The organism is Wolbachia endosymbiont (group A) of Longitarsus flavicornis (genome assembly GCF_963931955.1).
Lineage (GTDB): Bacteria > Pseudomonadota > Alphaproteobacteria > Rickettsiales > Anaplasmataceae > Wolbachia.
The window spans coordinates 1,156,565-1,183,235 of the sequence record NZ_OZ008337.1 but is presented as its reverse complement, the minus strand read 5'-3'; the positions used below and the strand labels follow the sequence as shown (position 1 = coordinate 1,183,235).

Genomic DNA, 26,671 nt, shown 5'->3' with positions numbered 1-26,671 from the left:
ACAAAAGCAACGGGAGATTGAAAAGAGTATGTGCAAGAAGGAGCTGCTACAAAGGGCCATGCCAAAAGATATTGAGATTGATGTAAGTCGATATTACAAAATCAATTATGCGAAAATATTAATATAGATGATGAAGATTTTAGCATACTAGATGCAACAGTGGTAGACAATGTATACAATTTAGCTGCATATTTTAATAGTATAGCTTTTCTTATAGTAGTCCGAACAGGGTAAGATATGTGTTTATGGCTATAGTAGGCCAGTAGCATATTATGATTTATTTGGATTATTGTGAAAAGAGCTATAGATCTGGAAAAAAAATTCTGTAAAAGGTCGGCTCAGCCAATCGTGTTTTAATACAGTCTCATATCCTGAAAATACACCTTGTGGCCAGCTCCTGTACAATGACATCTCATTTTCCTGAAAAACAACATAAAAGAGTATTCTTAAAAGATTATTGATATCGATTCGACTCCTTTGCAATAATTTATTAACTGTAGTAATTTATATTTAAATAATAATTTTCAATTTTTATGGTAAATTAGCAATTTTTTCCCTAGAATCAGAAACTCTTCTTAATTCTTCACGTTTTACCCATGAACCCTTCTGCTTATTGGATTCGCTTATTAATTCAGGACGCATTAACCCACCAGATCTAGCAAAAACACCTCGGTCTATGGCTTCAATGACTGATAAACCTCCCAGTAAGCAATTTTGTCCTATTTCTTCATAATTTTCTATTCCCTCATTACAATCTTCTATTGCTTCATTATAACTTTCTATTTTATCAAGTAGAAGTAGGCCTTCTTCACTCACCTCTACTTTTATCCAATTTTTATTTTTCTCATCAGGATATAACCTAACTTCTAATTCTCCCAAACTAGTATAGAAAGTTAATACTACATCGCTGCCTTCTGTAAGATCTGTGTAATTCCTTATGCCGTTTTCGGTTTTAATTTCTACTTCATTATTACCGATCTTTACTATATTTCTTCCATATTTTATATCTCCATCGGTTAGGCCTAAGTCCCTTGCCCCATCTGTTATCTTTGTAATGTCTATTTTACTATCTTTAGAATATTCTAAGTAAAAAACGGAGTTGTCTATTCTTATATCTTTCAGCTCGCTACTAGTTGCACTTTTTGCGATTTCAATAAACTTATGAGTATTGCTAATATAATCTTCATATGCTCTTTTCGTGTTAGTTCTATGCTCTTTAAATTCTGATGTCAGCGTGTTAATCATATTAGCATCAACTGTATTACCAAACACTGCTCCTTTTGATACTAATTTACATATTATACTACTAGTAACTTTAGGATTTTTTTCCAACTCACTGATTTTCCTTATCACATAGTCAGTAAAACTGTACTCAGTACCTAAAAAGTAATCTTGTAAAGAAGAATAATTTAAACGTACACCAGACTTTATAGCATCATTTACAATCTCTTCAAGTTCAGCCATGTTTTGAGCTTGAAATACCTTACCAGAAAACTTACTTAGCTTTTCCTTTTGATTTGAAGTTAACTTAACAAGTAAGGTACTGGTTTGTCCTTTCTTTTGCTTAGGGTGATTGATATTTATATCATAATTTAATGCTCCTGCTTCTAGAAATATCTTTCTCAATTCTTGAGCAAAATCCTCATTATCCCAATAAAGACGTTCAATATATGAAAACACTTTTGACTCACCCATTCCGTGCCGAATATTTAGCACCACTTTTAGATCTGAATCTCTTTTATGCTTACTTAAAAACTCCTTTAAATTTTTAGTGCAGTCTGAATCGAGTACAAGTAAGTCATACAATTCCTTGTTCAACTTTTTCTGTTTATCAGTTAAGAATAATTCTTCTATATTATAGCAGAGTTTATTAGTTGCTATTTGTTGTGGAGTTTTGCCCTTTCTGCTTGTTATATTAGGTTTAGCTCCTTTCAAAAGAAGAGAGTTTGCATTATCGTGGTGACCTTTGGCAGCAGCAAGGTATAATGGTGTTTTTCCTTTATTATCTTGTATGTTAGGATCTGCGCCTGCTTCTAAGAGTAAATCTATAGCCTGATTTCCTGTGCGACGAAATCCACCAATATTTGCTCCTGCAATCGCATGCAATACTGTTGATTGAGATTCTCCTCTTCTGAGATTAAGAATTACTTTTAAATCTTTATTGTTTTTATTATCATCTAAAAATTCTTCAAGAGGTTCAGTATTATCAAATGAACCACAGTTAGAAGCTAAACATTTTAGAGCACTAAGTAACTTCTTGTTTAAATTTTTTTGACTTGGCGTAAGATCGTGGTCCAGAGCAAACCAAACACAAATTTGTTCGTTTAGTCCAAGTTTGCTATCTATTAAAGAAGGTAGTTCATTATGATTTCTAACTGATGGTAAATCTCCTGAGTACCACATATCATTCATCAGCTCATTTAATAAATGTTCTTTAGATGATAGATGTTCTATAATGGATTCATATTCAATATCAGATAGTTCTGGTTTGGATTTTGGTTGATTGATGATAGATTTCATCGTCTCAGTAAAATCACCCATACTTACCCCTCTAAACATACATACATAATATATTATATGCAATATATAACATTAAATCAATAACCATAATCTTTTTACTACTTATGTCGTTTGTTAAGTTTTTATGGTGAGTAACAATGGAGTATGTGTTGCTTATGACTCCAAATTTGAGCTAATTTTACTATAAATTAACATGGTTAAGACCTATATTTGATATCACTACTATAAGAGCATGATGGATTATGCTTTAAAGGAGTACGGAAACTGCTGAAGTTTTTACAGCAAATCTGCATGGAGCAACTTCAGCAGAATAAACAAACACATGCCAGTATTAGTAGAGAATTATTTATAAGTCAACTAACTTTTTAAAAAAATATTTTAGTGAAGATACCATGCTAGCTAGTGTTATAAAGAATTGAATTATTGACTCTTTCTAAAATTGCAAAAAAGATCGTATATTTGTGAGAATAAACCACGTAAAAATAAGGTTCTAAAAATAGAAGGTTTAAATTATTGTAACAAAGTTAGGCAAACCAGTTCGTATGTAGATATGGATAAAATGGGCTAATATGGCTAGTTTTAGCGTATAGCAAAATCACTATATTAAAAAGTTCGTATGGTACACTTGGTAGACCATGCCATCCCAAAACAAACTCTTCTCTCACTAGCTGGTTTTTAGTGATGGAGATGGTTATATTATTTAATTCATTAGCGATATATAATATTAAATTAATAGTAATTCATTTAACAATAAGTATTAAGATAAACTTATAAAAAACAGAATTAAAAAGTGAACAAAAGACTGTATATTAAGCCTATTAAGAGCCTTTTACTGAAAATCACTTTAGGTTAGAAAATTTTTCTAAAATAGTAGTTGACAGATTACAAAGGTGGAATATGATGTTGAAATTGGTATGGGGTTTATAAATTATTATAGCTCTGTATGCTTTTTTTATGGAGGTAAGAATTATGGACTTAGATGACCTAACCAAGTTAGCCTTTTCTATTATTAAGGATGACGATCCTTATAAATCATCTAAACAACTTCAAATAAAAAATTGGGGGCGGGGATATTTGGAGACTATCAATACCGGGAATCTTCCCTTTTTTCTTAATATATTATCAAATGAAGAATGTTGGGAAAAAACCGATACAATACATGGTATCAAACTCAATAGAAGAGTAGTGGCTAAAAAGATGATAGAACCAAAAAGTTGTAATGGTATAAGTAATCCACTAGAGGACTTTTATCTTTACCAAATCGCGTGTTGGTGTTGCTTAGAAGAGGATATAATTTCTCTATTTGAACATTTTAAACAGAAGCATAAAGTAAAAGATGGTGACCCAGACGCATTAAAAAAGCTAGCAAAAAGAATAAGTGGAAGTTGGTGTACAGATGCAATGATGCAATTTTGGTCACATTTCATTAGTGGATACATTTCAGAGCTAGATCTGAAAGGCCAGCATCCTTATGTCTTTGGTTTACACCGTGCAGCAATAAGTTCGAGGAGAAGACGTGTAGAAGCGGTAGAGTTCTTTTGGGATAAGGTTAATTCATTACCTGAAAGTGAGTTAAGTGCTCAGGAAAAAGATGAAGTTTTTATGAAAATTGCAGTGCATGCAGCAGGTGATAGTGGCTATCCCGATGTGTTTGAATTTTGTTTAAGTCAGATAAGTCCTAATAAATATTCGGAGCTCTTGAAAAGAGACTTAGGAAAGAATGGTTATTATGGATCTTTAAATAGAATGAAGGATGTATTTAGTTTTGATAAATTTCAGGAATTATTTGATTGTTTAAAATCAAGTGAAATTTCAGAAGATGATTACTCTCTTTGGTTGAAATTCATGATAAAGGACTGTCCAGAGCATTATTTAGGTGCTGGTGTGGAAGTTTTTATGCATATGTGGAAAAAAGAAGGATTTGATAATCATCGTACTTTCACATTGGACGAGGAAATGATGGAAGATTCTTCTTTTCAAGGAAAATTTTCAGTGCATTTGGTTGAAAAAAGTTATATGGCGCCAGTATGGGAAATGCTAGATAAGGCTAATCTTAGACAAATCAGGGAGTTTATGTCTTCTAAAAAAGCAAATTATATACGTTCTATATTAGAGCAAGGAGATCATGTTTCATTAAATAAGTTTTTAGCGTATGGTAAGTTTGCTAATGAAGAACTTGATCAAAAAAACATACCTGGCCCAAGTGGTGATTTAGCTGAGGTAGAGCTCAGTAAAGTGCATGGTCAATCTTATGTGGGGTTAGGTGATCATTAAAGAGTATTATATATCTAAAAGGAGGGTTATATGCCTAAACGAAAACAAGGAGAAGTTGATAATGAAGGAGTGCAAGATTTTGAATTAATAGAGTTATTAATTAGAGAAACAGGAGCTGCTTCAAGCACTTCGACTCAACAAGGAAATGATTTTGAATCTTTCAAAGCAAGGTTTCAATCGTATGTTGACCAAGTTCCATCGTATTTACATTCAGTAGGTAAAGAAGGATTTTTTCCGCATTTCTTTTTAGGAAGCTTTTCTACTTTGATAGACACAGAAATTGCAACAAAGCTGAATATTGAGAAAATATATTTTAGTTTTGACAGTTCAAAGACTCTAAAAGTAGCTGTTATAAAAAATGAAGAAATCAAAAGCCCAGAGGATGTTGCTGATAAAGTAAAGCTCTTTGTTATTGCAGAATCTGGTAGCACAAAGAAAAAGTTTAGTTATGGTGAGTTAGATAAGATATTAGGCAATACTAAAGTCGCCAGGAATAACATTGTGAGGCTAGCTAGAGATCAAGGTAAGCTAGGTGTGAGATTGGTAGAAATCACTAAAGAAAAAGATGCCAAAGGGAAAATGGCAGGAATATCTGTTAATGTGGAAAATAATAAATTGGACAATGATGCTTCTACAATACATGAGTTTAAGGAAATAAAAAAGGGGGTATGGAATAAACCAGAGAATGACATAACTAAGCTGACTAATCCTGATGTGGAAAAAGTGAAAAAACCTGTTGAAAATATTCTTAAAAAAGTTAGTGGAATCCACTCTGAATATAAGGATTCACTTACCTATGCTCAAGGAACAAGAGAAGCGGCACATCATGGGTTTGTAGCAGGAGCTTTAGTAAATTTCCGCTATAGGCATAATCTCAGGGTTTACTTGGAGCAATTTGCAGGAAGGGGTTATGCTGATATTGTTCTAGTGCCTCGTGGTAAGGATAGGTCATTAAATGCTGTTCCCATTATTATTGAATTAAAAGCAGGAACAGCTGCTGGTACAACGCCAGGTAGTGCATTAGAGCAAGCAAAAGATTATGCAAAAGGTTTTCAGCCAAATACAATGCGTGTTTTAACTATTTCAGATAATGTGCTTTGTGTAGGGTTAAATTTGGATTCAACTGAAGGTGAAAAGTTTTCAATGCATATATCGCCTCGTGAAGACAGAGAAATTGCTCTACCTACAATGCAGGCACTTTTGAAAGAAGCTTCCGATTGGAATGGAAGAGAAGAGGCAATTACTGATATAACAGAAAAGATAAAACAGCCACTAGAACGTATTTATCACACATTTCCTGGTACGCCAGAGAAAGGGGGTAATTACTTTAGTAGATTTCTATTAGGGCAACTTCTTCTTGCTGATAAGTTTGTAGATATTAGACTTCTTTCAAAATTGTTAGAGGGAGTGTAAGATGAAGTATTTGAAAGCATGAAATATAAGGAAATAGAAAAGTTAGAAGGAGAAAAGTTTCGACGTTTAACAGGGGTAAAAAAAGCAACATTTGAGCGAATGGTAGAAATTCTAGAAGTGGAGGATAAAAGAAAAAAAGCTAGAAGTGGAAGAAAAAGTAAACTTTGCATAGAAGACAGGCTACTTATGGCACTGGAATATATAAGAGAATATCGTACATATTTTCATATTGGGCAAAGCTATGGCATGAGTGAAAGTAACAGTTTTAAAATAATAAGATAGGTAGAAGACATATTAATAAAACATCCAGATTTTGCATTACCAGGAAAAAAAGAGCTATTAAAGAGTGATGTAGAATATGAAGTTTTAGTAATAGACGGAACTGAAACGCCAGTAGAGAGACCAAAAAAAAGCAAAAGCCCTTCTACTCTGGAAAGAAAAAAAGGCATACTATAAAAACACAAATAGTAACAGAGAAGAAGAGTAAAAAAGTCATATGCACATCTTTCTCGAATGGTAGAAAACACGATTTTCGGATGTTTAGAGAATCAAAGGTAGCAATATTACCGGACACCAAAATCTTAGCTGATGCCGGCTACAGGGGAATGCAGAAGATACACAAAAATGTTGTATTACCGCACAGGAAAATGAAAAAGAATCCGTTAAGCAAAGAACAAAAAAAAGAGAACAGGGCACTTATGAGCCAAAGGGCAATTGTTGAAAACGTAATTGGCTTATTGAAAAGGTTTAAAATCATCTCGGACAGGTATAGAAACCGACGAAAACGTTTTGGTTTAAGGTTTAATTTGATTGCTGCAATTCACAATTTTGAGCTCCATACATGAATTTTGAAAGAAGTCTATTGTAAGCTTATTGATAGTGGTAAAAGAAAGATGGTAGCACTCACTGCACTTATGCGTAAAATTATAGTCATCGCCAATGCCAGACTTAAAGAAGCAATTAATTTGCATGTTTAGAAATTTACATGGCAATAATTAAAATTAGTTAATGAATATGTGCGTCCACACACACTAAAAGCACATATTCATTGGCTTAAGGTAGTAGCTGTTTGATATAAATTCTATTCTTATACAACAAAACGGGGTTTTATTGCCCATATGAAGTTGCAAAATTACACAAATAAAAAATTTTAAACATAGTTGATATCTCCACTCTCCATCATTACATGCATTTAGCCTTGCTCCAGCAGCTAGTGCTTCGTCTACAACCTTGTGCAGTTCATTTGGACTTTTTGCTCTTACCACAGCACTCTTAAACCAGCTCAACTTTTCTGCACTTGGCTTTATTTTTTTCAAAGCTGAAGCAAATGGATTTTTATCTTCTTGATCACTTACAGGTTTTGTGCCATAAACATAGTCAAATCCTTTCCCATAGTTGATTTTGTTTTCGCGAACTTCTCTACCAGGGAAAGGTGCTATTTCTTCAGGCTTTTTAGCCTTATTAATTTTGCTTATAAAGGTGGATTGCTCCTTAGTACGACCAATTCCTACAATAGCATTTAACACCTCACCTTTTGATAATCTATCAAGATCAATGTTTAACTCGTAAGTACCTCCTTCTTGATCATCAAAAGGTACAATTATTTTATTACTCATATTAGCCTCCGCTATTAAATATACTTTACTAAGTCTACAACCGACTTTATTACTTTATTATTAATTCAATATATACTTTCTCATTAATTATAAGCAATGGTTAATGTACTTGCAAATACTTTCTTCATTCAAGTAGTTAAACAACTCATGAAAATCTTCAAATATCTGCTTTATAACAGTCCTTGCTCTTTAAAACTAAAATATCCAACACTTGTAATGATAATGTGATCCAGTAACCTAATCCCTATAGTCTGACAAGCTTCAGCCAAGTCTTTAGTTACAGCTTGATCCTCATCAGATGGCTTTAACCTTCCTTCTGGGTGGTTATGCGATATTATTATTGACGTCGCTTTTCTTATTAATGCCTTTCTTGTTACTTCTCTTATGTAAAAAGGTACCTTATCCACTGTACCAGTAAACACTTCTTCCCCCTTTAAACGGCACTTTTGATCAAAATATATTATTTTCATCTTTTCCTACTCTGAATAACCAATACTCACCCTCAAATATTTTACGATGGTTTCCAAGTTATCCATTACAGGTCCTTTCTTTAACTCTTCTCTTGGTACCCTCTTTGCAGCTTCCTTTAGGCATAAAATTACTGCTACTGTAGAGTCAGTTATCCCTTCTATAGTTTTCAAGTCATCTATTTCCTGGCCTAGAACTCCTCCTATTCCAAAATTATCTATTAGCTTTCTAGCAATAACTCGAGCTTCTTCCCTGTCATGCACTGCACGTTTCTATTACTTCACGATCAAGTAGTGCTTTACCGTTGCTTTCTAATGCTCTGAATTCTATTTCTTCTCTACGATCTTTCTTATTATTCATAAAAATTACCCTTCACTAATAACAAAATGTTTTTATATATTTACTGCTGTTTTTTTGTCAGCATTGGCATAAAGCCATAGCTTTTGAGTGAAGTCAAATCAATTTTTCAATCTTTTTTACTTATTTTTTCATCAAAAAGTAAAAATATTAATAGATACTGATTTTTTTATTTTAAATTTGTTGAATTTCGTCTAAAGAGATGCCTACTGTTTTTAAAATAATATTGATAGAAATTCCTTCCTTAACTAAATTCTTTGCAATTTTCATCTTTTCTACTTTCTTCACTTTCTTTTTGCAAATTTGTATGCTTTCAAACAGAGATTTTATTAGTACATTACGTAGTTCTTGGCTTTTAATCTTTTTGTATTCTTCTATTAACCTTGATAGTTCCACTTCACTATTCTCATTTTCTCTTGTTTCTGGAAGCAGATCTGTAATATTAATTAATAGTACCTTTGCTATTTCATCTAACATTTCAAGTGAAACAGCAGCTCGTCCTTGTTCATATTCATATATTCTTTGATTTATTATACCCACTTTACTTGCTAAATCTTCTTGAGTGTATCCTCTTCTCAACCTCCATTCTTTTATTCTTTGACCTACTTTATACGGAATGGAAATTTTTTTCTCATCATTATCATATTCATCAATAGATAAACTGGTCGTTTGATAGATAACATGAGCAGAAACTCCTTCCTTAACTAAACCCTTTGCCACCTCTATTTTTACTGCCTTTCCACTTTCTTCCTCACTAATACGGATGAATTTAGTTAATAAATAAAACGTCTCACGTAATTCTTGATCCTTAATCTCTTTATGTCTTCTTACTAGATTTAATATCTCTTCTTCCTCATACCTTTCCTCATTTGATACTTCTTGTCCGCAAGCTAGATCTCTAGCAGTTGTTGATAATGCTTCTGCTAATTCATATAATTTCTTAATTGAAATTCTGCGTGTTCCTTTTTCATATTGCAGTATTACCTGATATGTTGTTCCGATTTTTTTTGCTAAATCTTTTTGAGTATACCCCTTTGCTATCCTACAACTTCTTACTTTCTGTCCTACTACTTTATAATATAAAAAATTAGAGTAATTATTCTCTTTTTTCACATTTTATACTCCATAACCAGAAGAGCTGTTACGTATGCTTAATTGAGAACCTTTTTGACAAACTGAACTCATCTCCTTTCAAACAATTTTTCTATATCACTTAGTTTCATTTCTATATACGTTGGTCTTCCGTGATCAGCATACGGTGTTTCCTCCATTTGTCTCATCAACTCATTCATCTCCTCCAACTTCATTTCCCTTCCAGCTCTATGGCACACAATGGTAGCTAGTATCTTGCTCACTTTTTCTTCTATAGGTAGAGTATCTCCTATCTCCATTAATCTATCAATTATATTCATCACCATCTCTCTCACATTTATTGTTCCTAAAATTGCAGGTATTTCTTTTACCCTTACTTTATCTTCTGATTCTATTTCAATAGCAAAACCCATTTCAAAAAGCTCATCTTTATAAGTTTCAATCATCTCCATTCCAGCTTGGTTTTTGATTTCAACTGTTTCAGGAAGAAGAAGTTTCTGTCTTTTTATGCTTGATTTTTGCTTTAAGCACTCGTATATCAATCTTTCATGAGCTGCGTGCTGATCTACTATAATTAATTTGCCTTTAGCCTCAGCAATAATGTAAGTACTGTGGACCTGACAGCGTGCATACCCTAGAGGATGATCCTCTATTAAATCAATTTGCTCCCTTTCTAAAACCATAGTCTCCGCTTGTAGTGGTAATCTCTGTATACCAGTATAGTCAAATGATTCTGACCGTTCTGATAAGCCTTTCTCTCCTGCATTTGGCAAGTTGAATTCTTTCATTAGCTGATTCTCAAAAGGACTTGGCCTTCTTTCGTAAAATTCTTTTCGACCCTTTACTTCTCTGCTTTTTCCATTATTAACACGCTCATTATTCCTTTGACTTTCACTAACATCAAAAGACGAACCACCCAGTTCTTCTCCAATACCTTGACACCTAGATCCATCAATATCACTCACTGAAGAGGTACCTATTCTCATTGACAACACTTTTATTAGCCCTCTTCTCACTATTTCATATACTAGCCTCTTGTTCTGAAACCTTACCTCTGATTTATTTGGATGCACATTTACATCTACTTGATCGTATGGTATCTCTAAGTGCAGCACTGCAAAAGGATACCTCCCACTTGGAATAAAGTCCTGATACGCATATCGAATTGCACCAATAAGTAGATTGTCTTTTATCGGCCTGCCATTAACAAACGTATAGATCTGAGTTGAATTACCACGACTAATAGTTGGTTTACAGATGTGTCCCGTAAGTTTGATGCCGTCTTCTTCCTCTTTAACTTCCAGCGAATTGCTCTGAAATTCTTCTTCTGTTTCACATAATCTGTTAAATAATGAAGTTTGCTTAACATATTTTAAGAGCTTTTTATTACCGGAAGTGAGAGTAAACCCAATACTATAATTAATCATCGCTAAGTTATTCACAATATCAACAATACTTTGTGTTTCTGCCCTCTCGGTTTTTAGAAATTTTAATCTATTTGGTGTGGCAAAAAATAAGTCACGAATTTCAATATATGTACCTTGCAACAAAGAACAAGGGATAATCTCTCTTATTTTTTCTCCTCCCTCATATCTTATAGACCATGCTTCCTTTGCTCCACTTGCCTTAGATGATAATTTCATTCTGCTTACTGCTGCAATTGAAGGCAGAGCCTCTCCTCTAAAGCCAAGATGTCTGATCTCTATTAACTCACTATCACTTAATTTTGAAGTGGCATGCCTCATAAGTGCTAGTTCCAGATCGTTCTTTTCTATTCCATTTCCATCATCCGTTACAGTTATAAGGTTACGTCCACCACTTTCTATCTTGATCTCTATCTCTGAACTTCCAGCATCTATTGCATTTTCTACTAATTCCTTTACTACACTCGCTGGCCTTTCTATTACCTCTCCTGCTGCTATACGGTTTATAGTTTTTGTGTCTAAAAGAATTATTGCCATAACACTCCCTCCAATCTATGAAACTTAGAGCTCCCTCTATTTTTTTGTGATTTCTTGATCTCACAATCTCTATATTTTAGCTTTTTAGATTCCTTTCTAGCAAGTCTATCTGCCTCTTCATTATAGGTATTACCACTGTGAGCCTTAACCCACTTCCAGTTAATATCATGCTGCAAGACAATTTCATCCAATTCCTTCCATAACTCAACGTTTTTTACTGATTTTTTATTGGCTGTCTTCCAACCATTTGTTCTCCACTTATTGATCCACTCTGTTATACCTTGTTTAATATACTGACTATCAGTGTGTAAAACAACTTTGCAAGAAACTTTCAACATCTTTAGCCCGTTAATCACAGCCTTTAACTCCATCTTGTTGTTCGTTGTGTTTTCTTCACCTCCAGAGATACGTTTTTTCACTTTTATTTTCATACATCATCACAGCTGCCCATCCACCAGGCCCCGGATTTCCAGAACATGCTCCATCTGTATATATTGTAACCTTCTTTTTTTCGCCCATACTTACAGGATATAGATTCAACGTAAATTTGCTACCGAAATATGTTGATATTATTTTTTGAATATTTTAAAATGTAAGGTGTGAGAGATTGACAAACCTGTCCTCTCGATATTAGGTAAATCGTAATTGAGCTTTTGGGCTCGTATTTTTATTAGGAGGTTAATCTCTCACACTGAAAATAAATATTTTTAAGCTCTTCATAGCTTATCAATTCATTTGCTGGGGTTTTTAAGGTATTTTATAAGGCAATTATAAAAAGATGATCCAAATTCTACATCTAAAGCCTTAAATGCAATTCTCAGATGATCTCTGACAGACGTTTTTTCATCAACACATTTAAAACAATAAAAAGATTGAACATTTCCTCACAATTGTGTATAATAATTAATGCTTTTTATCTTACTTTCTCATGGCTCTTTCGAAGTTTCTTGATGCTCGCAATGATTATGCCTTTAAAAGAATATTTGGCACCGAGAAGAATAAAGATATCCTAATTCATTTCTTAAACGATATTTTAGGCTTTACTGGCTTGGCTGCTATTCACGATGTTGAATTCCTAGCTACCATTTTAGACCCTGAAATTGCCGCTAAAAAGCAGAGTATTGTCGATGTTCTTTGTAAAGACTCTCAAGGTTCAAGATATATTATAGAAATGCAGTTCACTAAGACCAAGGGCTTCGAAAAGCGTGCTCAATATTATGCTGCCAAAGCCTACTCAAGTCAAGCTGATCAAGGTGATGAGTATCATAACCTCAAAGAAATTATCTTTATTGCTGTTGCTGATTGTATTATTTTTCCAGATAAGGCTGAGTACAAATCTAATCATGTCATTTTAGATCAAAATAGCTTTGAACATGACTTAAAGGATTTTTACTTCGTATTCATAGAACTACCTAAATTTACAAAGACAAAAGAAGACCAACTAGAAAATATAGTAGAAAAATGGTGTTACTTTTTTCGATATGCAGCAGAAACAAACGAAGAGGACCTAGATAAAATAGTTGGTAGTGACGTAATAATAAAACGAGCTTATGAAGAGATGAATAAGTTTAATTGGTCAGAAGAAGAGTTACTAGCATATGAACAAATGAAAAAACGTATAATGGATGAGATTGCTGCTTTCGCTCAAAAATTTGATGAGGGCCTTAGGGTTGGAGAAGAAAGAGGCATCCAAATCGGCCATCAAAAAGGTAAAATTGAAGTTGCAAAAAACTCACTCAAGGCCGGTATCTCTATAGATGTTATAGCTCAAATTACCGGTCTCTCTCATTCTGAAATTTCACAACTCAAAGAAAAAACATAATACTCCTACTTATTCACTTTAACATTTATGAAAACCTTTTCTAAGTTAGACATATCCCCTAATTAAGAATCTAGTGAACTGTCTAAAACAGCTATAAAGATTACACATAGAATTATATAAATTACTATCATAACGTTATCCAAATTTCTGTATCAAAGCTACGTGCTGTAAGTTCAATATGGAAAACACATTAACCACTTAGCATTTAATGTCTACTTCATCCATTTTAGTATTAAGACTATCAAACTTGCTACTGGTTGTTTCCCTAATTATTTTGGCTACCCTCACTTTAAATTTTCCACTACTTGGCATATTATACCTTCCATATTCTCATCTACTTACTCAAAGTATTTCCAAGCTTGGTTACTCCTACATCAGAAAGACAAGTTGATACTTTGTCCTTTGAATGGCTGTGAACTGAAGCATTACTTAAATAACTTTGAGGCTCTAAACTCATCTGCTGTTTTTTTGTACCATCAACTTCTAATCTACCATCTCTGTTGTGTAATATCTGCTCTATTGATTGATTTAGCAGACCCTTATTAAATTGAGCTATAAACTTGTCAAACTTTTTCGGACTTAACTTACCAGGGCATCCTGCTTCTCTACCAGGACATGCTTCTTCTAGGTATGAGTTTAAAACTCCCGAAATCTCATCAAATTTACCACTCATGATTTTTCCTGTAACTTCTTTCTGTATTTCCACAAAATCAATATTTAATCGATGCATTGATACACCACTTTTTAATCCAGCTTGCTCTACTACTTTCTCAAATCCCTCTGTAATATTTAATGCATAGCCCTGTGCTTCTAGTGGGGATATAGACTGATCTACTGTAGAAATATACTTCTGACCTGTAACTTTTCTAATTAATAAATCAAGTAACATTATTGTACCATTAAAATCAACCTGTGATAGATAGTGATCTCCCATTTCTAGTATTGTATTTCCGCCACTAGGTTTAAATTTAACAGGTGTTTGCCTTTCACGCATTTGTTTTATATTTGCATTTACATAATCAATGTTGTCTCGAAAGAAACCTCCATTTTCTTGTTTTTTATCTGTACCATCAGATGGTAGTGTGGTACTTATTGAACTACTATTACTTACCGAAGCTTTGGCAAATTGCTCATCAACTTGTGGTATTGAACTTGCAGTATTTGATGCTTCCTCAGATAAAGCAGCTCTAGAATAAAATAAACCACCTACAGAACTTTTTACCCACCCAAACAAACCATTTATCCATGAAGATGGTCTTGTGCCACTACTTGCTGCTATCTCAGGTTGATTACCTAAATCTATAGCAAGAGGTTTACGTGATAAGTGATTCTGATGACGACTATGATCTCCATGGTGATGACGACGTCTGCGTTGTGCAGGTTTTTCTATGTCTCTACTGAGTTTTTCTTCTAAACGTTTCATACTATCACTATATCCTTTAAGATATTCTATAATATCCTTATGATTGCTTATAATAGCAACATCCATGGGCTTTCTGCCAAAGATATCCTCAGCGTTAATATTAGCACCTGCCTCTATTAAAAAACTTACAATTTCTAAAAATCCCCCCAATGCAGCCCAATGCAGTAATGTACAACCGTATTTATCAGTACCATTAACATCAACATCTCGCTCAACAAGAAGCTTTACCATATCCAAGTGACCACTCCAAGCACAATAATACGCACCATGCTTAAATTCGCCTCCGCTAACATCTTTAGCAACAAGGTCTTTAATTTTTTCACGATCACTATCTTCTACAGTGATTAATAATGCTTTATCTAAGTATGCCTGCATTAAAACTCTTTTTGCATCTGAATTAAAACCAGAATCATCTAGAGGTGTTTTACCATTGTTATCTTTAGCATTAATATTAGCATCATTGCTTATAAGGCACTTCATTGCATCTAAGCGATTGAGCCATGAAGTAAGGTGTAGAGGAGTTTTACCATACTGGTCTTTAGCGTTAATATCAACACCTTTATTTATAAGGTATTCTACCATATCTGAGTAATTATGAATAGAAGCAAAATGTAATAACGTCCAGCCATAACTATCTTTAGTTTCTAAGCTAGTACCTTGACTTACAAGATCTTCGACTTTACTAAGATTATTTTCCAGTACAGCAATCAACAACTCATTATATTTTTTATATAGGCCTGATTGCGCTTGCTTTAAAATTTCTACTATATCTGTGTAACCTTTTTGATCAGCAATATCTAGAGGTGTTTTTCCATCTTTGTCTTTTATATTAACAAGATTAGCTCCTTTACCTATAAGATACTTTGCTACATTTAATTGACCATTCCAGGAAGCCCAGTGTAGTGGCGTCCAATCACCATTGTCCTTAATGCTAACGTCAATTTTCTCTTCATCTATAAAATACTTTACTATATCCAGCTTACCATTGTAAGCAGCATAATGCAGAGGAGTTCTACCATTATTATCTTTAATCTCTAAACTATTTTCTTTGCCTACGAGACATTTCATTGTATCGAAGTAACTATTCACAAGATCTGAGGCACTATCTAAAGATGTGTTGCATGAAAAAGTTCTACCATCATTGTATTTTATCTCTAAAATAGCCCATTTATCTACGAGATATATTACTATATTTAGCTTACCCTCATAAGCAGCATAATGCATAAGAGTCCAGCCATTATTGTACTTACCCTTAGCGTTTGTACCCTTCTTAATAAAATCTTTAACTTTATCAAGATTACCTTGTGCCACAGCATTCAATAACTCCCCTAATAAAGTTTCTTTTTCTTTGGTAAATTCCACTACAACATCTTCTGAATTACAAGCAGAAGCTATACATTTTGAGTTAGAAACCATTGTATCATTAAAAGCGAACATCATTTCTCTTGCTGGTTGATAATTACTCCAATTCTCCACTTTTGCAATGGTACTATTTCCATATGATAGCACTAAACTATCATCAGCAATCTCCATATCAAAACCCAATATAGACTTATCTCTAAAATCAACCAACCCAACCTCATTCTTGTCAATAGGTTGATTATGATAAATCTGTAATCCTTGTTCATCTGGCTGATAGTATCTGAAAGAGTTAGGATCCATCTCTACATGCTCAAGCTTTAAATTTGTACTGTCAATTTTATAAAGCTTATTGTTCATTTGTAATACAATTTGCTGATGCTCTGGACTTTGAAAATAATCAACTAAACCAACGGATAAAGACCATCTAGTACCTTCACTACCAAGTACTGTAATATCTTTTATCTCTAAGCTATCCTCTGTAAGGTCAGAGATCGATTGGTTATAACATTCATTTGTATAACTCCTTTTACCTTTCTGTATGCTTATACTATCAACATCTGTTACATTCAACTCAGCAAAGTCAATAATATTGTAAGACATACTTTGATAAGGTGCTGCTTTGTTTTTTATTTTTAGATTGATCCTTATCGGCGACGATGAAACTTCGCTATTTAATGTATCTGGTAGTTTGATAATATACTGATGTTGTCCTTCTCCCCCTTCTACTGTAACATCTTGATAGTAATTACATAGTGTCATATAGTGATCATAATCATAGCTTCCTCCATTATTACGGTATTTCTGATAACTACTTGTAACGTCAGAATTATTATAGCTAAAATCAACAATTACCTGATCTGAGTACATGCCAGCAATTATCACTTTTTCACTAGGTATTCCCATATGATTTTTAGTGACTTCTATTTGAAATATTGGTATGTTAAAATTATTGTTATTGGCAATATCTTTTACAACTTGATAAGTACTAGGCAATTCTTGATCTAGAATACTTGCTTGTATAAATGCTTTTAACTTTTTTTCACTATTTTGTATGATTTCTCTGTCAGTATCACTTCCTGAATTTCTCAACTTTTGATACCTAATATCTTCTATTGTATCAGACAAAGACTTATCTTGTATTGTAACAGACTCTGTTATCCCCTGGCAATTTACTTGAATTACTAGATTTTTAAAATCATCGATTGTAGTACTTGAAGCAATACTTTGTGTATCATTAGCTAAAAGATCTAAGCTATAGCTGTCTTTTTCTGTATCTTTACTTACTCCCCACTGTGTGATATTATTAACTTGAACCCTTATTACATCAATATTTCCTTTTATTTTTTCTGTACTGCCTAAATCACTTATTATCCTAGCATTATCACTGTCTTCATTAACGATAAATATTGTTTGCTTTAATCCCCTGTGATGCACGTTTTCTTTGTTGACTACTCTAACTTCATAATCTTTATCTGTGCAGTTAGATGAATTCTGCCAAACTTCCGCGTTTTTTACATTAATTAATCTCGTTTCACAGTGAGTAGTAATATTTTGCTTGTTGTCAGAGTTAGATACATAGTTATATGTGTTAACCAATCTTATGTTATTACTATTACCATAACGTATAGTTCCACTATGCAAATTTGCAGCGATATTATTAGCTTTAACATTCATTACTAGAGTATTTTCTTTTCCTGCTCCACCTTCAAGAGTACCAGACGTATGGTCATTAATAATAAAAATAGTTTCATTATTTTTTGAGCCAACATAACGTATATAACTACCTTCTGGGATATGCATTACTGCTGGATAATTTGCTGCTGTCAACGTTTTCGGTCCTGAAATATATAATACTGATCCTCTAGGAAATGTTTGCTTTTTTGTATTACCAGGATCTTTCCTTTTTGGATTAGTAAAAATAAAAGGTTCTCCTGAAAGAGTAAAGCTTTCTTGACACCTCTTATGGATTTTCCCAGTATTACACGGGCGGTGAATATCACCATATTTATTCTCTTCATTAATTACTTTACCGCATTGCGATTTTGGTCCTGAGTATTTTAACGGTACCTTTACAATTCTTAAGCCAAGGTTTTCATATTCATACTTGGTCAGATGAGGAATATGCTTTGCATCCGTATTAACAACATAAACTTTCTTTTCTTCGATCCCTTGATAGCATTGAGGACTATTCTTTATATAACAGATAGACCTTTCCCAACCTTCATTCATAACCAAAGTATAAGATCTCATAGGTAGTGTTTTAGAGATATCAAGGGAAGATAAATCTTTCTCCGCATTAGAAGCTGTGTTAACATTACTAAAAGAGATGTTATTGTATTTTTTTTCTAACTTACACATATTATCACAGAACCCCGCGAATGCGACAGCAGTTGGACACACACGATCTGCATCTCTAATTATCTCACTATATTTTTCTTCAATAGAGATTACATATTGTACAATTGCGGCTATATTATAATTATCATCTAACAATTTAATAGCTACTTCTTTTACATGGTTTAAATAACCTTTTACTCTAATTATATCCCCATATTCCTTTTCTACATCTCTCCCTGTAAAAAACTTGATCACCTTTGCAAAAAAGACTTCTGCCTGCTCATTACCAGGTAGTAGAGGTACTTGCTCTGCTATTGCTTTTGTATACTCTATTCTCTCATGAATCTCTACACCAATTGTTATTAATACATCAGCAACCATAGTAACTACTGCTGCTCTGCCTAAAACTTTACCTGCAGCAGATAACCCTCTTAAAATCTTAGTAGTAGCACTTATACTTTTTATCGTAAAACTAACTCCTGCACTTATAGGCCTTATACTCATGCTTGCTAGTTTTATACCACTACTAGCTGTCCAATAATAATTTAATGGATGATTATTACCTTGAGCTATTTCATTTACACTATATCCAAATTGATAAGCGATAGTCGCAAATGTAATACTTTGAACTACAGGATTATCGATAATCTTAACAAAAGCTTGGCGTATAGGTTGTGGTATTTTGTTAATCAATCTTCCTACTTTACTATTAGGAGAAATATTTAAACTGGTTCTAACATCATCCATAGCATCTAGTATACCATTGATACCAAATATTTGCTTTAAAGCATCATTATCATGCCGTCCAAGTGTTGCTGTATCACCTATACTATCAAGCAAGTCATATATAGCCATAAGGGAGAAAAACTTTCCACCTTTTACTCCTTTTATTTTTGCTGAATCAAATTTATTACGATCAAATGCAATTCCTTTTTCTTTAAAACTGCCTTCTACATTACTAATATAATCTGCAAAAACTTTTTCACCAAGATCATCAAAATGACTTTTAAACCTGTCGAAAGTATCTTCCCTAACTCCTTTTGCTAATAAGTTCTGTTTAATTTCCTCTACAATATTATTGTAACCTTGATCAGTTTCAACATCTTGAACATCACCTATATCTTCAATATATTTTTTATTTTCTAATAACTGCTTATCATTTGATAGTTGATGTAATTTATCAAGAATTGCCTCTTCCTCTACATCTGTAGTAAAATCTTTAATTATATTATCGAATTTTACTTCATAGCCATCGATGCTTAAATAATACTCAATATTTTGTCCTTTTATTTTTTCTTTTATAACGTGATTCTTATTTCTACCTACTTTTACTAAGATCTCAATACCATCACTATAATCATTTACAAAATATCTTTCTGCATTCCTCATTTCTGTAATATCGCCTATCACCAATTTTTTATTATTACCATTATCATCTTTTACTTCTACATATACATCAGTCCTATCAGCATTACCTATCTCATCAAACACTTGATCATGACCTATAGTTATAATTTCTTTGGTAATAATTTCCTTGTCGTAAGCCTCAATTTCAATATTGAAATCCATAATATTATCATCACTGAAGTAATTCTTCATTACTGCATCACTAAATTTACTATAATTGATATCAATTTCGTCTCTTAAGCTGTGCAAACCATGAGCTATGCTTAATAATTGGCTGCTGCAAACTCTATCTGCTAGAGAATATAAATTACCTAGATTATTTGTCTGAACATAATTCCTATGATCACTAACAAGTATTCCAAGATCAATTAGTGTATTATAACACACCATCTTTTGTAAGTTTTTATTAATCTCTTGTTGATTCATTGATAGTAGTACTTTACTCAATTTCATAGATTCAAGTACATGATTTAGCAAATTACTCTTATTTACATCTAAAGTAGCGATTTGATTAACTCTTTCACGTTGTTTACTAAAGATCTCTTGATCGATTTCATCCTTAAAATTTTCAAAATCAGCATCTTGTAGTTGCTGTGAATGGCTATATTTCGTAGAAACTTTCTCACTAATTTCTGTAAAGACATCATTTAATAATTCTGCGTCTTTTGTCAATTTTTCCGAGTTGTTCATTAGAAGATTTTTAAAATTTTTATCTTTAATTAGAGGTAAAACAATTTTCAATAGATCAATTTTGCATATCTGTAAAAAATAACCTGAACTTTCACCTGATACCTCCTAAGAAACTCCTTGAACTAACTCATCTTTTTTTACCAAGAGATAGCCAAGTTCCTTTGCTCTTTTGATCAAATTTTTTACAGTTCTATCTTTATAGCGTATTTCATAGTATTCCATTCCTTTTTCTACATATTCCTGTCCGTATTTGAGCATACTATAAAATATGCACGCTATCTTTCTTGCAGTAGCTGTTATTGCTTTTGGCGCTCCTAATCGTTTTTTTAATTTCCTGTAGTATGCACCTAATGCACTTTTACTATTTCCCACAGAATTAGCAGCCATTCGAAATGCATTCGCAGCACGATTAATGACTTTACGCGTTCTTGTGCTAAACACTTTTTCTCCTGTAATTTTATTGGCAGGGCTGAGTCCTAACCACGATGAGAAGTGTTTTTCTGTTGACCATTTACTATGGTTTATACCAGTTTCTGAAATTATGGTCTGTACACTTAGTACATCAAGCCCTGGAACTTTAGTAAAATCCATACCAGTTATCCGGTGCAGTTCCTCGTGCAAAGCAAAGTTTGGCTTACTTTTTCTATGCTTATTCTTTTCCTTACTCAACTGTTTACTTTCGCCAGGTTTTGTTTCGAACGTTTTGTAATAGGCCTCAATATTTCTATCACATTCTGCTATTTTTTCTTGATAGATATTATATAGTTCAAATTCTTGCTTTAGCGTGAATAAGTGTTCCTCTCTATAGTCACCAGCTAACGCTTTTGCAATAGTAGACTGATCATTTTTTATTCGTGCATCCCTGAATTCAACCAATTTCTCAGGATCCCTTTCGCCTTCGATTATAGCCTTGATAATTTTCATACCAGTTACTCCAGTAATATCTCTTATAACTTTATGCAGCTGTATATTCATTTGAATTAATGCCTTCTGCATACGCAGAACATGTGTAGATGCACTTTCAGTAAGACTTTTACGTTGCCGCACATAACTACGCAATACACAAATTTGATCATCGGGTCTGAATGATCCATGAAGTAGTCCATAACTGTGTAGTTGTTGTAACCACTGACAGTCCTGAACATCTGACTTTCTTCCAGGTACATTTTTTACATGTCGCGCATTTACCAGTTTTACTTCAAACCCATATGATTCGAGTACTTGAAATAAAGGAATCCAGTATACTCCTGTTGATTCCATAGCTACAGTTGTAACTTTACATTTTTTCAACCACCGTGCTAAATTATGAAGGTCTTCAGTGAAGCAGCCAAATTTTTGGATACGTTGTTCATCTCTTCCTTCAGGTACACATACATAATGTACAGATGAACCAACATCAATCCCTGCTGCATCAGGATTCACTATTTCTAATTTACTTTTTGCTTTTTTCATGGCAACTCCTTCGTATAATTTGTAATAGGGAAACGCTTCAGCTTGGAACGGTTGATAGTACAATCTCCTAACCGAGGTAGTCTACAAAAACTCCATCAATGATTTGACCGTTCCTCCCAAAACCACGCTTACGAACGGGCACTAAAGGCACCAGTGACTTGGTCGGTTATAACTGCAAAAGCGCTTCTCACAAAGTTATATCAGAAATTACTCAAAACTTAAATTGGGAGTTTCTTCCTGGTTTGACAGATTTCGTCTGTTTGACGCTTACTAACAACATCTAAATTATCGGATAAATGTTCATTAATCTGTGTAAAAGTTTTTAAAGCTTCAATATTTTCCTTGTTCTCTCCTACAATACCCTCAATCTCTGTATCCATTGAATTTAAAAAAACTACGTTTTTAACTTTTGTTACAAGAGCCTTTTTAATACTTGGATCTACAGCTTCACCTTTAGACATCTGTTGAGAAATCTTGAAAAGCTGATTATAAAACTCAATATCCTTTGCTTTCTTCACTACCTTATTAGCATCAAACAACTCTTTAACACGCTGCTTTTTTTCTTCCTCTGTAATCTTTTCTTCATCACGTGAATCTATGCAGGGTATACCTATATCACGTCTTTTCCTTGTTGCACATTGGCTAAAACTAAAAATAGAACTATGAACTACCTTAACAGGAGTAAACTCATTTTTGCTTGGTAGAATAAGAGAATCTGCATTACTCGCTCCTTTGTCAAAGACAACACCCATAAAAGCCACTTTCCTGCCATCTGTAAGCGTTTTATAAGTAACACCTTTTACATACTCCTTATTTATCTGATCATTTGCCTCTTTTACTAATGCATCAGCTGTTTTACCTTCCCTTGGTCCCTTAAGCTCTAATCCTACTGGATCATACTCCTTAGCATTACTAGCTCCTTCTGCAAACTTAATACCATGAACCAGCATATCAATACGTTTTCCCCTGCCAGTTTGAAACTCTGTTAATACTAATGCTCTAGGAGATTCTTCTAATTTCAAATCACTATAATAACTAAATGCCCCATGTAACACTCCTTGAAAATGAGCCTCTTCATTAATAAAATCTCTAAAAGAAAACATTCCTTCTCCAACTTTCTTTAGTAGTGAATTATATTTATCTACTGGTAGAGACTGACCTGCTGCAGGAGTAACTTGAGACTTAAGTGCCTCATCAAATGCCTCTCTTAGTCCATTAGGGTAAGGAACATCTTTTAATTCTCCTTTGAAAAACTCTTTCCCTTTTTTGTATTCATTTAAGGAATTATATCTATTAACCTCCTCTATGTTAAAAAAATCTGACTTCTTTTCCTCATGTAAACTTATGTATACCTCTGTGATTTTGCTTTGCTCCGGTAGATCACCAGGTATAGGTATCTTTTTACTGCTACGATCCCCTCTTCCCCCTTCTCTAACATGAAAAATAAATACCTCTTTACTACGACCTTCTCTAATCAACGCAAAAGTTGTTACAGGCTTTCCGGATCTTGTGGTAGAAGCAAGAGAATATTCACCGTATGAAAATATAAATTTCTTTAGATCCGCTCTTTTAAATTTATCAGCAAGAAGAAGTTGCCCTAAGAGAAATCTACTAAAGTAATTACCTCCTTTCTCTGGCGTACCAGGAAATGTGTGATAAACACGCTCCAGTGGCTGCTTGATTTTTTCTTTAACATTAGTGACCGTATCTTGTCTTCCATCCCAATCTGAAGCTTCCTTCAAGAGTGCTTGCATTGTAGGTAGAGCAATTTCTCTGTCTTCACGAGGTGATATATGCATTGAAAATTTTTCACCTTCAGTTGAATCCAAATTTAACCCTACACACAGTACATTATCTGAAATAGTCAAAACACGCATTGTATTTGGCTGAAAGCCTTTTGCATAATCTTTTGCTTGCTCTAATGCAATAGCTGGTGTAGTTTGACTCCCATCTTTTACTTTACCTCCTTTCTCTAACTCTTTTAACTCTTCTTTAGTGGCAGCTTTCAGTTCTATAATAATTGGAACAGCATTTAATGATCTATCCTTACCACGAGGCACTAGAACAATATCAGCATAACCTCTTCCTGCAAATTGCTCCAAGTAAACCCTAAGATTATGTCTATAGCGGAAATTTACTAAAGCACCTGCTATAAACCCATGATGTGCTGCTTCTCGTGCTTTATCAGCATAAGTAAACGAACCCTTGTATTTTGAGTGAACTTTACTGATTCTATCAATGACTTTCTTGGAAGATTCTTCAACTTTACTTGCATCAGAATTAGTTAACTCAGCTATATAATCCTCGGGCTTGCTTTTTGTATTATCATTTTGATCTTTCCATATTTCCTCTTCTTTTTTAATTTCGTAAAAATTATGACTAATAGCAGAGTCAAGTATTTCTTTATCTTGTGTTTCAACAAAAATATTTTCTTCATTTTTGTTGATTTGCACTAACTTAGATTTAACCCTACCTTTAATTCTATCTTTAATGCCTCGTGCCGTACCGATCTTTTGTTGAGTGTCAGGATGCAAATTTTCTTTTAATATATATTCCAGTTCACCAGAAGTAAATTGATGACCAGAATTACCATCTTCTGAAATAGAAAATAGTTCTATACCTTCAATAGCATCTACATCACTTTTAATTTGACTATTTTTAACAACAACTACCTTTAATGTTTTTGCAGTGTCAAAACGAAAATAAACTTTTTTAACACCTAATCTTTCCGCAATTTGTGTATCTGGTAAAATAGAAAAGCTTCCTAAAAAGAAATGCGGAAAAAACCCTTCTTTACCTACCGAATGTAAATATGATGGAACCTGGTCAATGTATGATTGAAACCTTGCTTTGAAAGATTCAAAATCACTTTTTTGTTGGGTTGAAGTACTTGGGCCAGGTTGACTAACTCCCGCTGTTTCTCGAATTAACAGCTCTATTAATTCAAAATCTTGTGGTTTTTCTTGACTTAACATATAGCCCCCTAAATTATATAATAACTTTTTATTCACCTAACCTTATATGAGATTTATCATGCATTTTGTTAAGCTTTACATCAGATAAATCACCACTTGGACCAGGTATACTCTTTTGGTCAAGATCTACATCAACAGAACCACTATAAGATAAAAACTTATTTAATGAAGCGCGATCTCCTTGCTCTAAGATGGAACATATGTAACCTGCTCGCTTAGAACTCATAAATTCTTCAATCTGTTTAGAATTAGTTTTGTCCAATATTGCCCACACTTGCTCCATACAACCTTTCTCAACCAAAGGTACTAATAAACTTCCTTGAAAAGTAGAATTGTTCATCACTTCTCCATTTAATGCTAAGGTACGATGACTATCGAATCCATCTTTCATCAACATATGCATCAAAAGCTTCGCACCTACATTTAAGTATTGCCCAGAACAACCTCCAATTTTTATATTTCTTAACCAGGTACAATAATAACTACCCACCACCACATCACTTGGCTTTAAGCAGTCGAATAACTTTTGAAATTGATCAAAGTTAAACATTTCTAACATTCTACCTAGAGAACCATAATAACCATTTTTCTCCAAATCTCTTTTCAAAAGCTCTGGATATCTATCAGGATTTATTTGGCTTAAACAAAATTCAAACACATCAGGATATCCATTATCGTGTGCTGCATGCACTGCAATTTTCATAAAAACCTTATCTTTTTCCTGAGCACTTAACTCACTTTCAGGTAATGATTTTATCTTATTCAAAAAGAACTCTACTGCTTCTACACGTTTTCTACGCATACTTATTGCTGCACGGTGTAAACCAAGCACATAGGGATGCTGATCTTTTAGATCTAACTCTGCAATGTATCCACTAACGAAATGCGACCAAAATTGCATCATCGCATCTGTATACCAACTTCCACTTACTGATTTGACTAACTTTTTTAATGCATCTGAATCTCCATCCTTTATTTCATCTTCCCGTTTAAAATGCTCAAATAGGGTAATGATGTCTTCTTCTAAGCAACACCAACATGCAATTTGGTAACGATCAAAATCATCTAGCGGATTATTTGTACCTTTCCAACTCTTGGGTTCAATCATCTTTTTAGCCACTATTCTTCTATTGAGTTTGATACCATGTATCGTATCGGTTTTTTCCCAACATTCTTCATCTGACAATATATCAAGGAAAAAAGGAAGGTTTCCGGTATTAATAGTCTCCAAGTACCCACGCCCCCAATTCCTTATTTGAAGTTGTTTAGATTCTTTATAAGGATCGTCATCCTTAATAATAGAGAAAGCTGCCTTGGTTAGGTCATCTAAGTCCATAATTCTTACCTCCACAAACAAAAGCGTATTAAGATATAGAACTATGATAATTTATACATTCTATATCATTTTTAACATCGTACTACATCTTTGTAACCTGTCAATCACTATTTTAGAAAAACTTTCTAACCCAAAGTAATTTTCAATGAAAGCCTTTTAATAGGCT

The 26,671-nt window shown here is 33.5% G+C and carries 10 protein-coding genes and 5 pseudogenes; 5 read left to right on the top strand and 10 right to left on the bottom strand.

Features of this window, described 5'->3' with window-relative positions:
* Positions 1 to 531: 531 nt before the first annotated feature.
* Positions 532 to 2,559: an ankyrin repeat domain-containing protein gene (locus AABM58_RS05730; protein WP_338406630.1), complete on the bottom strand. Its 2,028-nt coding sequence runs from the start codon at positions 2,557 to 2,559 to the stop codon at positions 532 to 534.
* A gap of 930 nt (positions 2,560 to 3,489) precedes the next feature.
* On the opposite strand from AABM58_RS05730, the gene AABM58_RS05725 reads away from it, so the two are divergent.
* The 4 genes and pseudogenes from AABM58_RS05725 to AABM58_RS05710 all read left to right on the top strand — a co-directional run.
* On the top strand, positions 3,490 to 4,794 hold the full coding sequence (locus tag AABM58_RS05725; protein WP_338406637.1) for a hypothetical protein: 1,305 nt from the start codon (positions 3,490 to 3,492) through the stop codon (positions 4,792 to 4,794).
* Between the two features lie 30 nt (positions 4,795 to 4,824).
* Complete coding sequence (locus tag AABM58_RS05720) at positions 4,825 to 6,207, top strand: hypothetical protein (RefSeq protein ID WP_338406636.1); 1,383 nt, start codon at positions 4,825 to 4,827, stop codon at positions 6,205 to 6,207.
* Between the two features lie 18 nt (positions 6,208 to 6,225).
* A pseudogene (locus AABM58_RS05715) lies at positions 6,226 to 7,052 on the top strand (IS5 family transposase).
* A gap of 12 nt (positions 7,053 to 7,064) precedes the next feature.
* Positions 7,065 to 7,184: pseudogene (locus AABM58_RS05710) on the top strand (IS110 family transposase); the annotation flags it as partial.
* A 186-nt stretch (positions 7,185 to 7,370) separates the two neighbouring features.
* Here the strand turns inward: AABM58_RS05710 and AABM58_RS05705 are convergent.
* The 5 genes and pseudogenes from AABM58_RS05705 to rnhA form a co-directional block, all read right to left on the bottom strand.
* Positions 7,371 to 7,823, bottom strand: a pseudogene (locus AABM58_RS05705) (hypothetical protein); the annotation flags it as partial.
* Positions 7,824 to 7,993: 170 nt separating this feature from the next.
* A pseudogene (locus AABM58_RS05700) lies at positions 7,994 to 8,651 on the bottom strand (JAB domain-containing protein).
* 171 nt (positions 8,652 to 8,822) lie between these two features.
* Positions 8,823 to 9,761 (bottom strand): WO male-killing family protein Wmk, encoded by a 939-nt coding sequence (gene wmk, locus AABM58_RS05695; protein ID WP_264731835.1) that lies wholly within the window; start codon positions 9,759 to 9,761, stop codon positions 8,823 to 8,825.
* A 68-nt stretch (positions 9,762 to 9,829) separates the two neighbouring features.
* The gene (gene mutL, locus AABM58_RS05690) at positions 9,830 to 11,701 is read right to left on the bottom strand and encodes a DNA mismatch repair endonuclease MutL (protein WP_338406635.1); all 1,872 of its coding nucleotides are present in this window, start codon (positions 11,699 to 11,701) and stop codon (positions 9,830 to 9,832) included.
* A 92-nt stretch (positions 11,702 to 11,793) separates the two neighbouring features.
* Positions 11,794 to 12,220: pseudogene (rnhA, locus tag AABM58_RS05685) on the bottom strand (ribonuclease HI); the annotation flags it as partial.
* 409 nt (positions 12,221 to 12,629) lie between these two features.
* On the opposite strand from rnhA, the gene AABM58_RS05680 reads away from it, so the two are divergent.
* Positions 12,630 to 13,523 carry an Rpn family recombination-promoting nuclease/putative transposase gene (locus AABM58_RS05680; RefSeq protein ID WP_338406634.1) on the top strand — a complete coding sequence of 298 codons (894 nt, stop codon included), beginning with the start codon at positions 12,630 to 12,632 and terminating at the stop codon, positions 13,521 to 13,523.
* A 334-nt stretch (positions 13,524 to 13,857) separates the two neighbouring features.
* On the opposite strand, the gene AABM58_RS05675 is transcribed toward AABM58_RS05680, so the two are convergent.
* The 4 genes from AABM58_RS05675 to AABM58_RS05660 form a co-directional block, all read right to left on the bottom strand.
* Positions 13,858 to 20,742, bottom strand: a complete 6,885-nt coding sequence (locus tag AABM58_RS05675; protein WP_338406633.1) for an ankyrin repeat domain-containing protein — start codon at positions 20,740 to 20,742, stop codon at positions 13,858 to 13,860.
* Positions 20,743 to 20,847: 105 nt separating this feature from the next.
* Positions 20,848 to 22,194, bottom strand: coding sequence for an IS110 family RNA-guided transposase (locus tag AABM58_RS05670; protein ID WP_338406860.1), 1,347 nt, complete (start codon positions 22,192 to 22,194; stop codon positions 20,848 to 20,850).
* A gap of 218 nt (positions 22,195 to 22,412) precedes the next feature.
* Positions 22,413 to 25,169: a hypothetical protein gene (locus AABM58_RS05665; protein ID WP_338406632.1), complete on the bottom strand. Its 2,757-nt coding sequence runs from the start codon at positions 25,167 to 25,169 to the stop codon at positions 22,413 to 22,415.
* A 28-nt stretch (positions 25,170 to 25,197) separates the two neighbouring features.
* The gene (locus AABM58_RS05660) at positions 25,198 to 26,505 is read right to left on the bottom strand and encodes a hypothetical protein (RefSeq protein WP_338406631.1); all 1,308 of its coding nucleotides are present in this window, start codon (positions 26,503 to 26,505) and stop codon (positions 25,198 to 25,200) included.
* Positions 26,506 to 26,671: the final 166 nt, after the last annotated feature.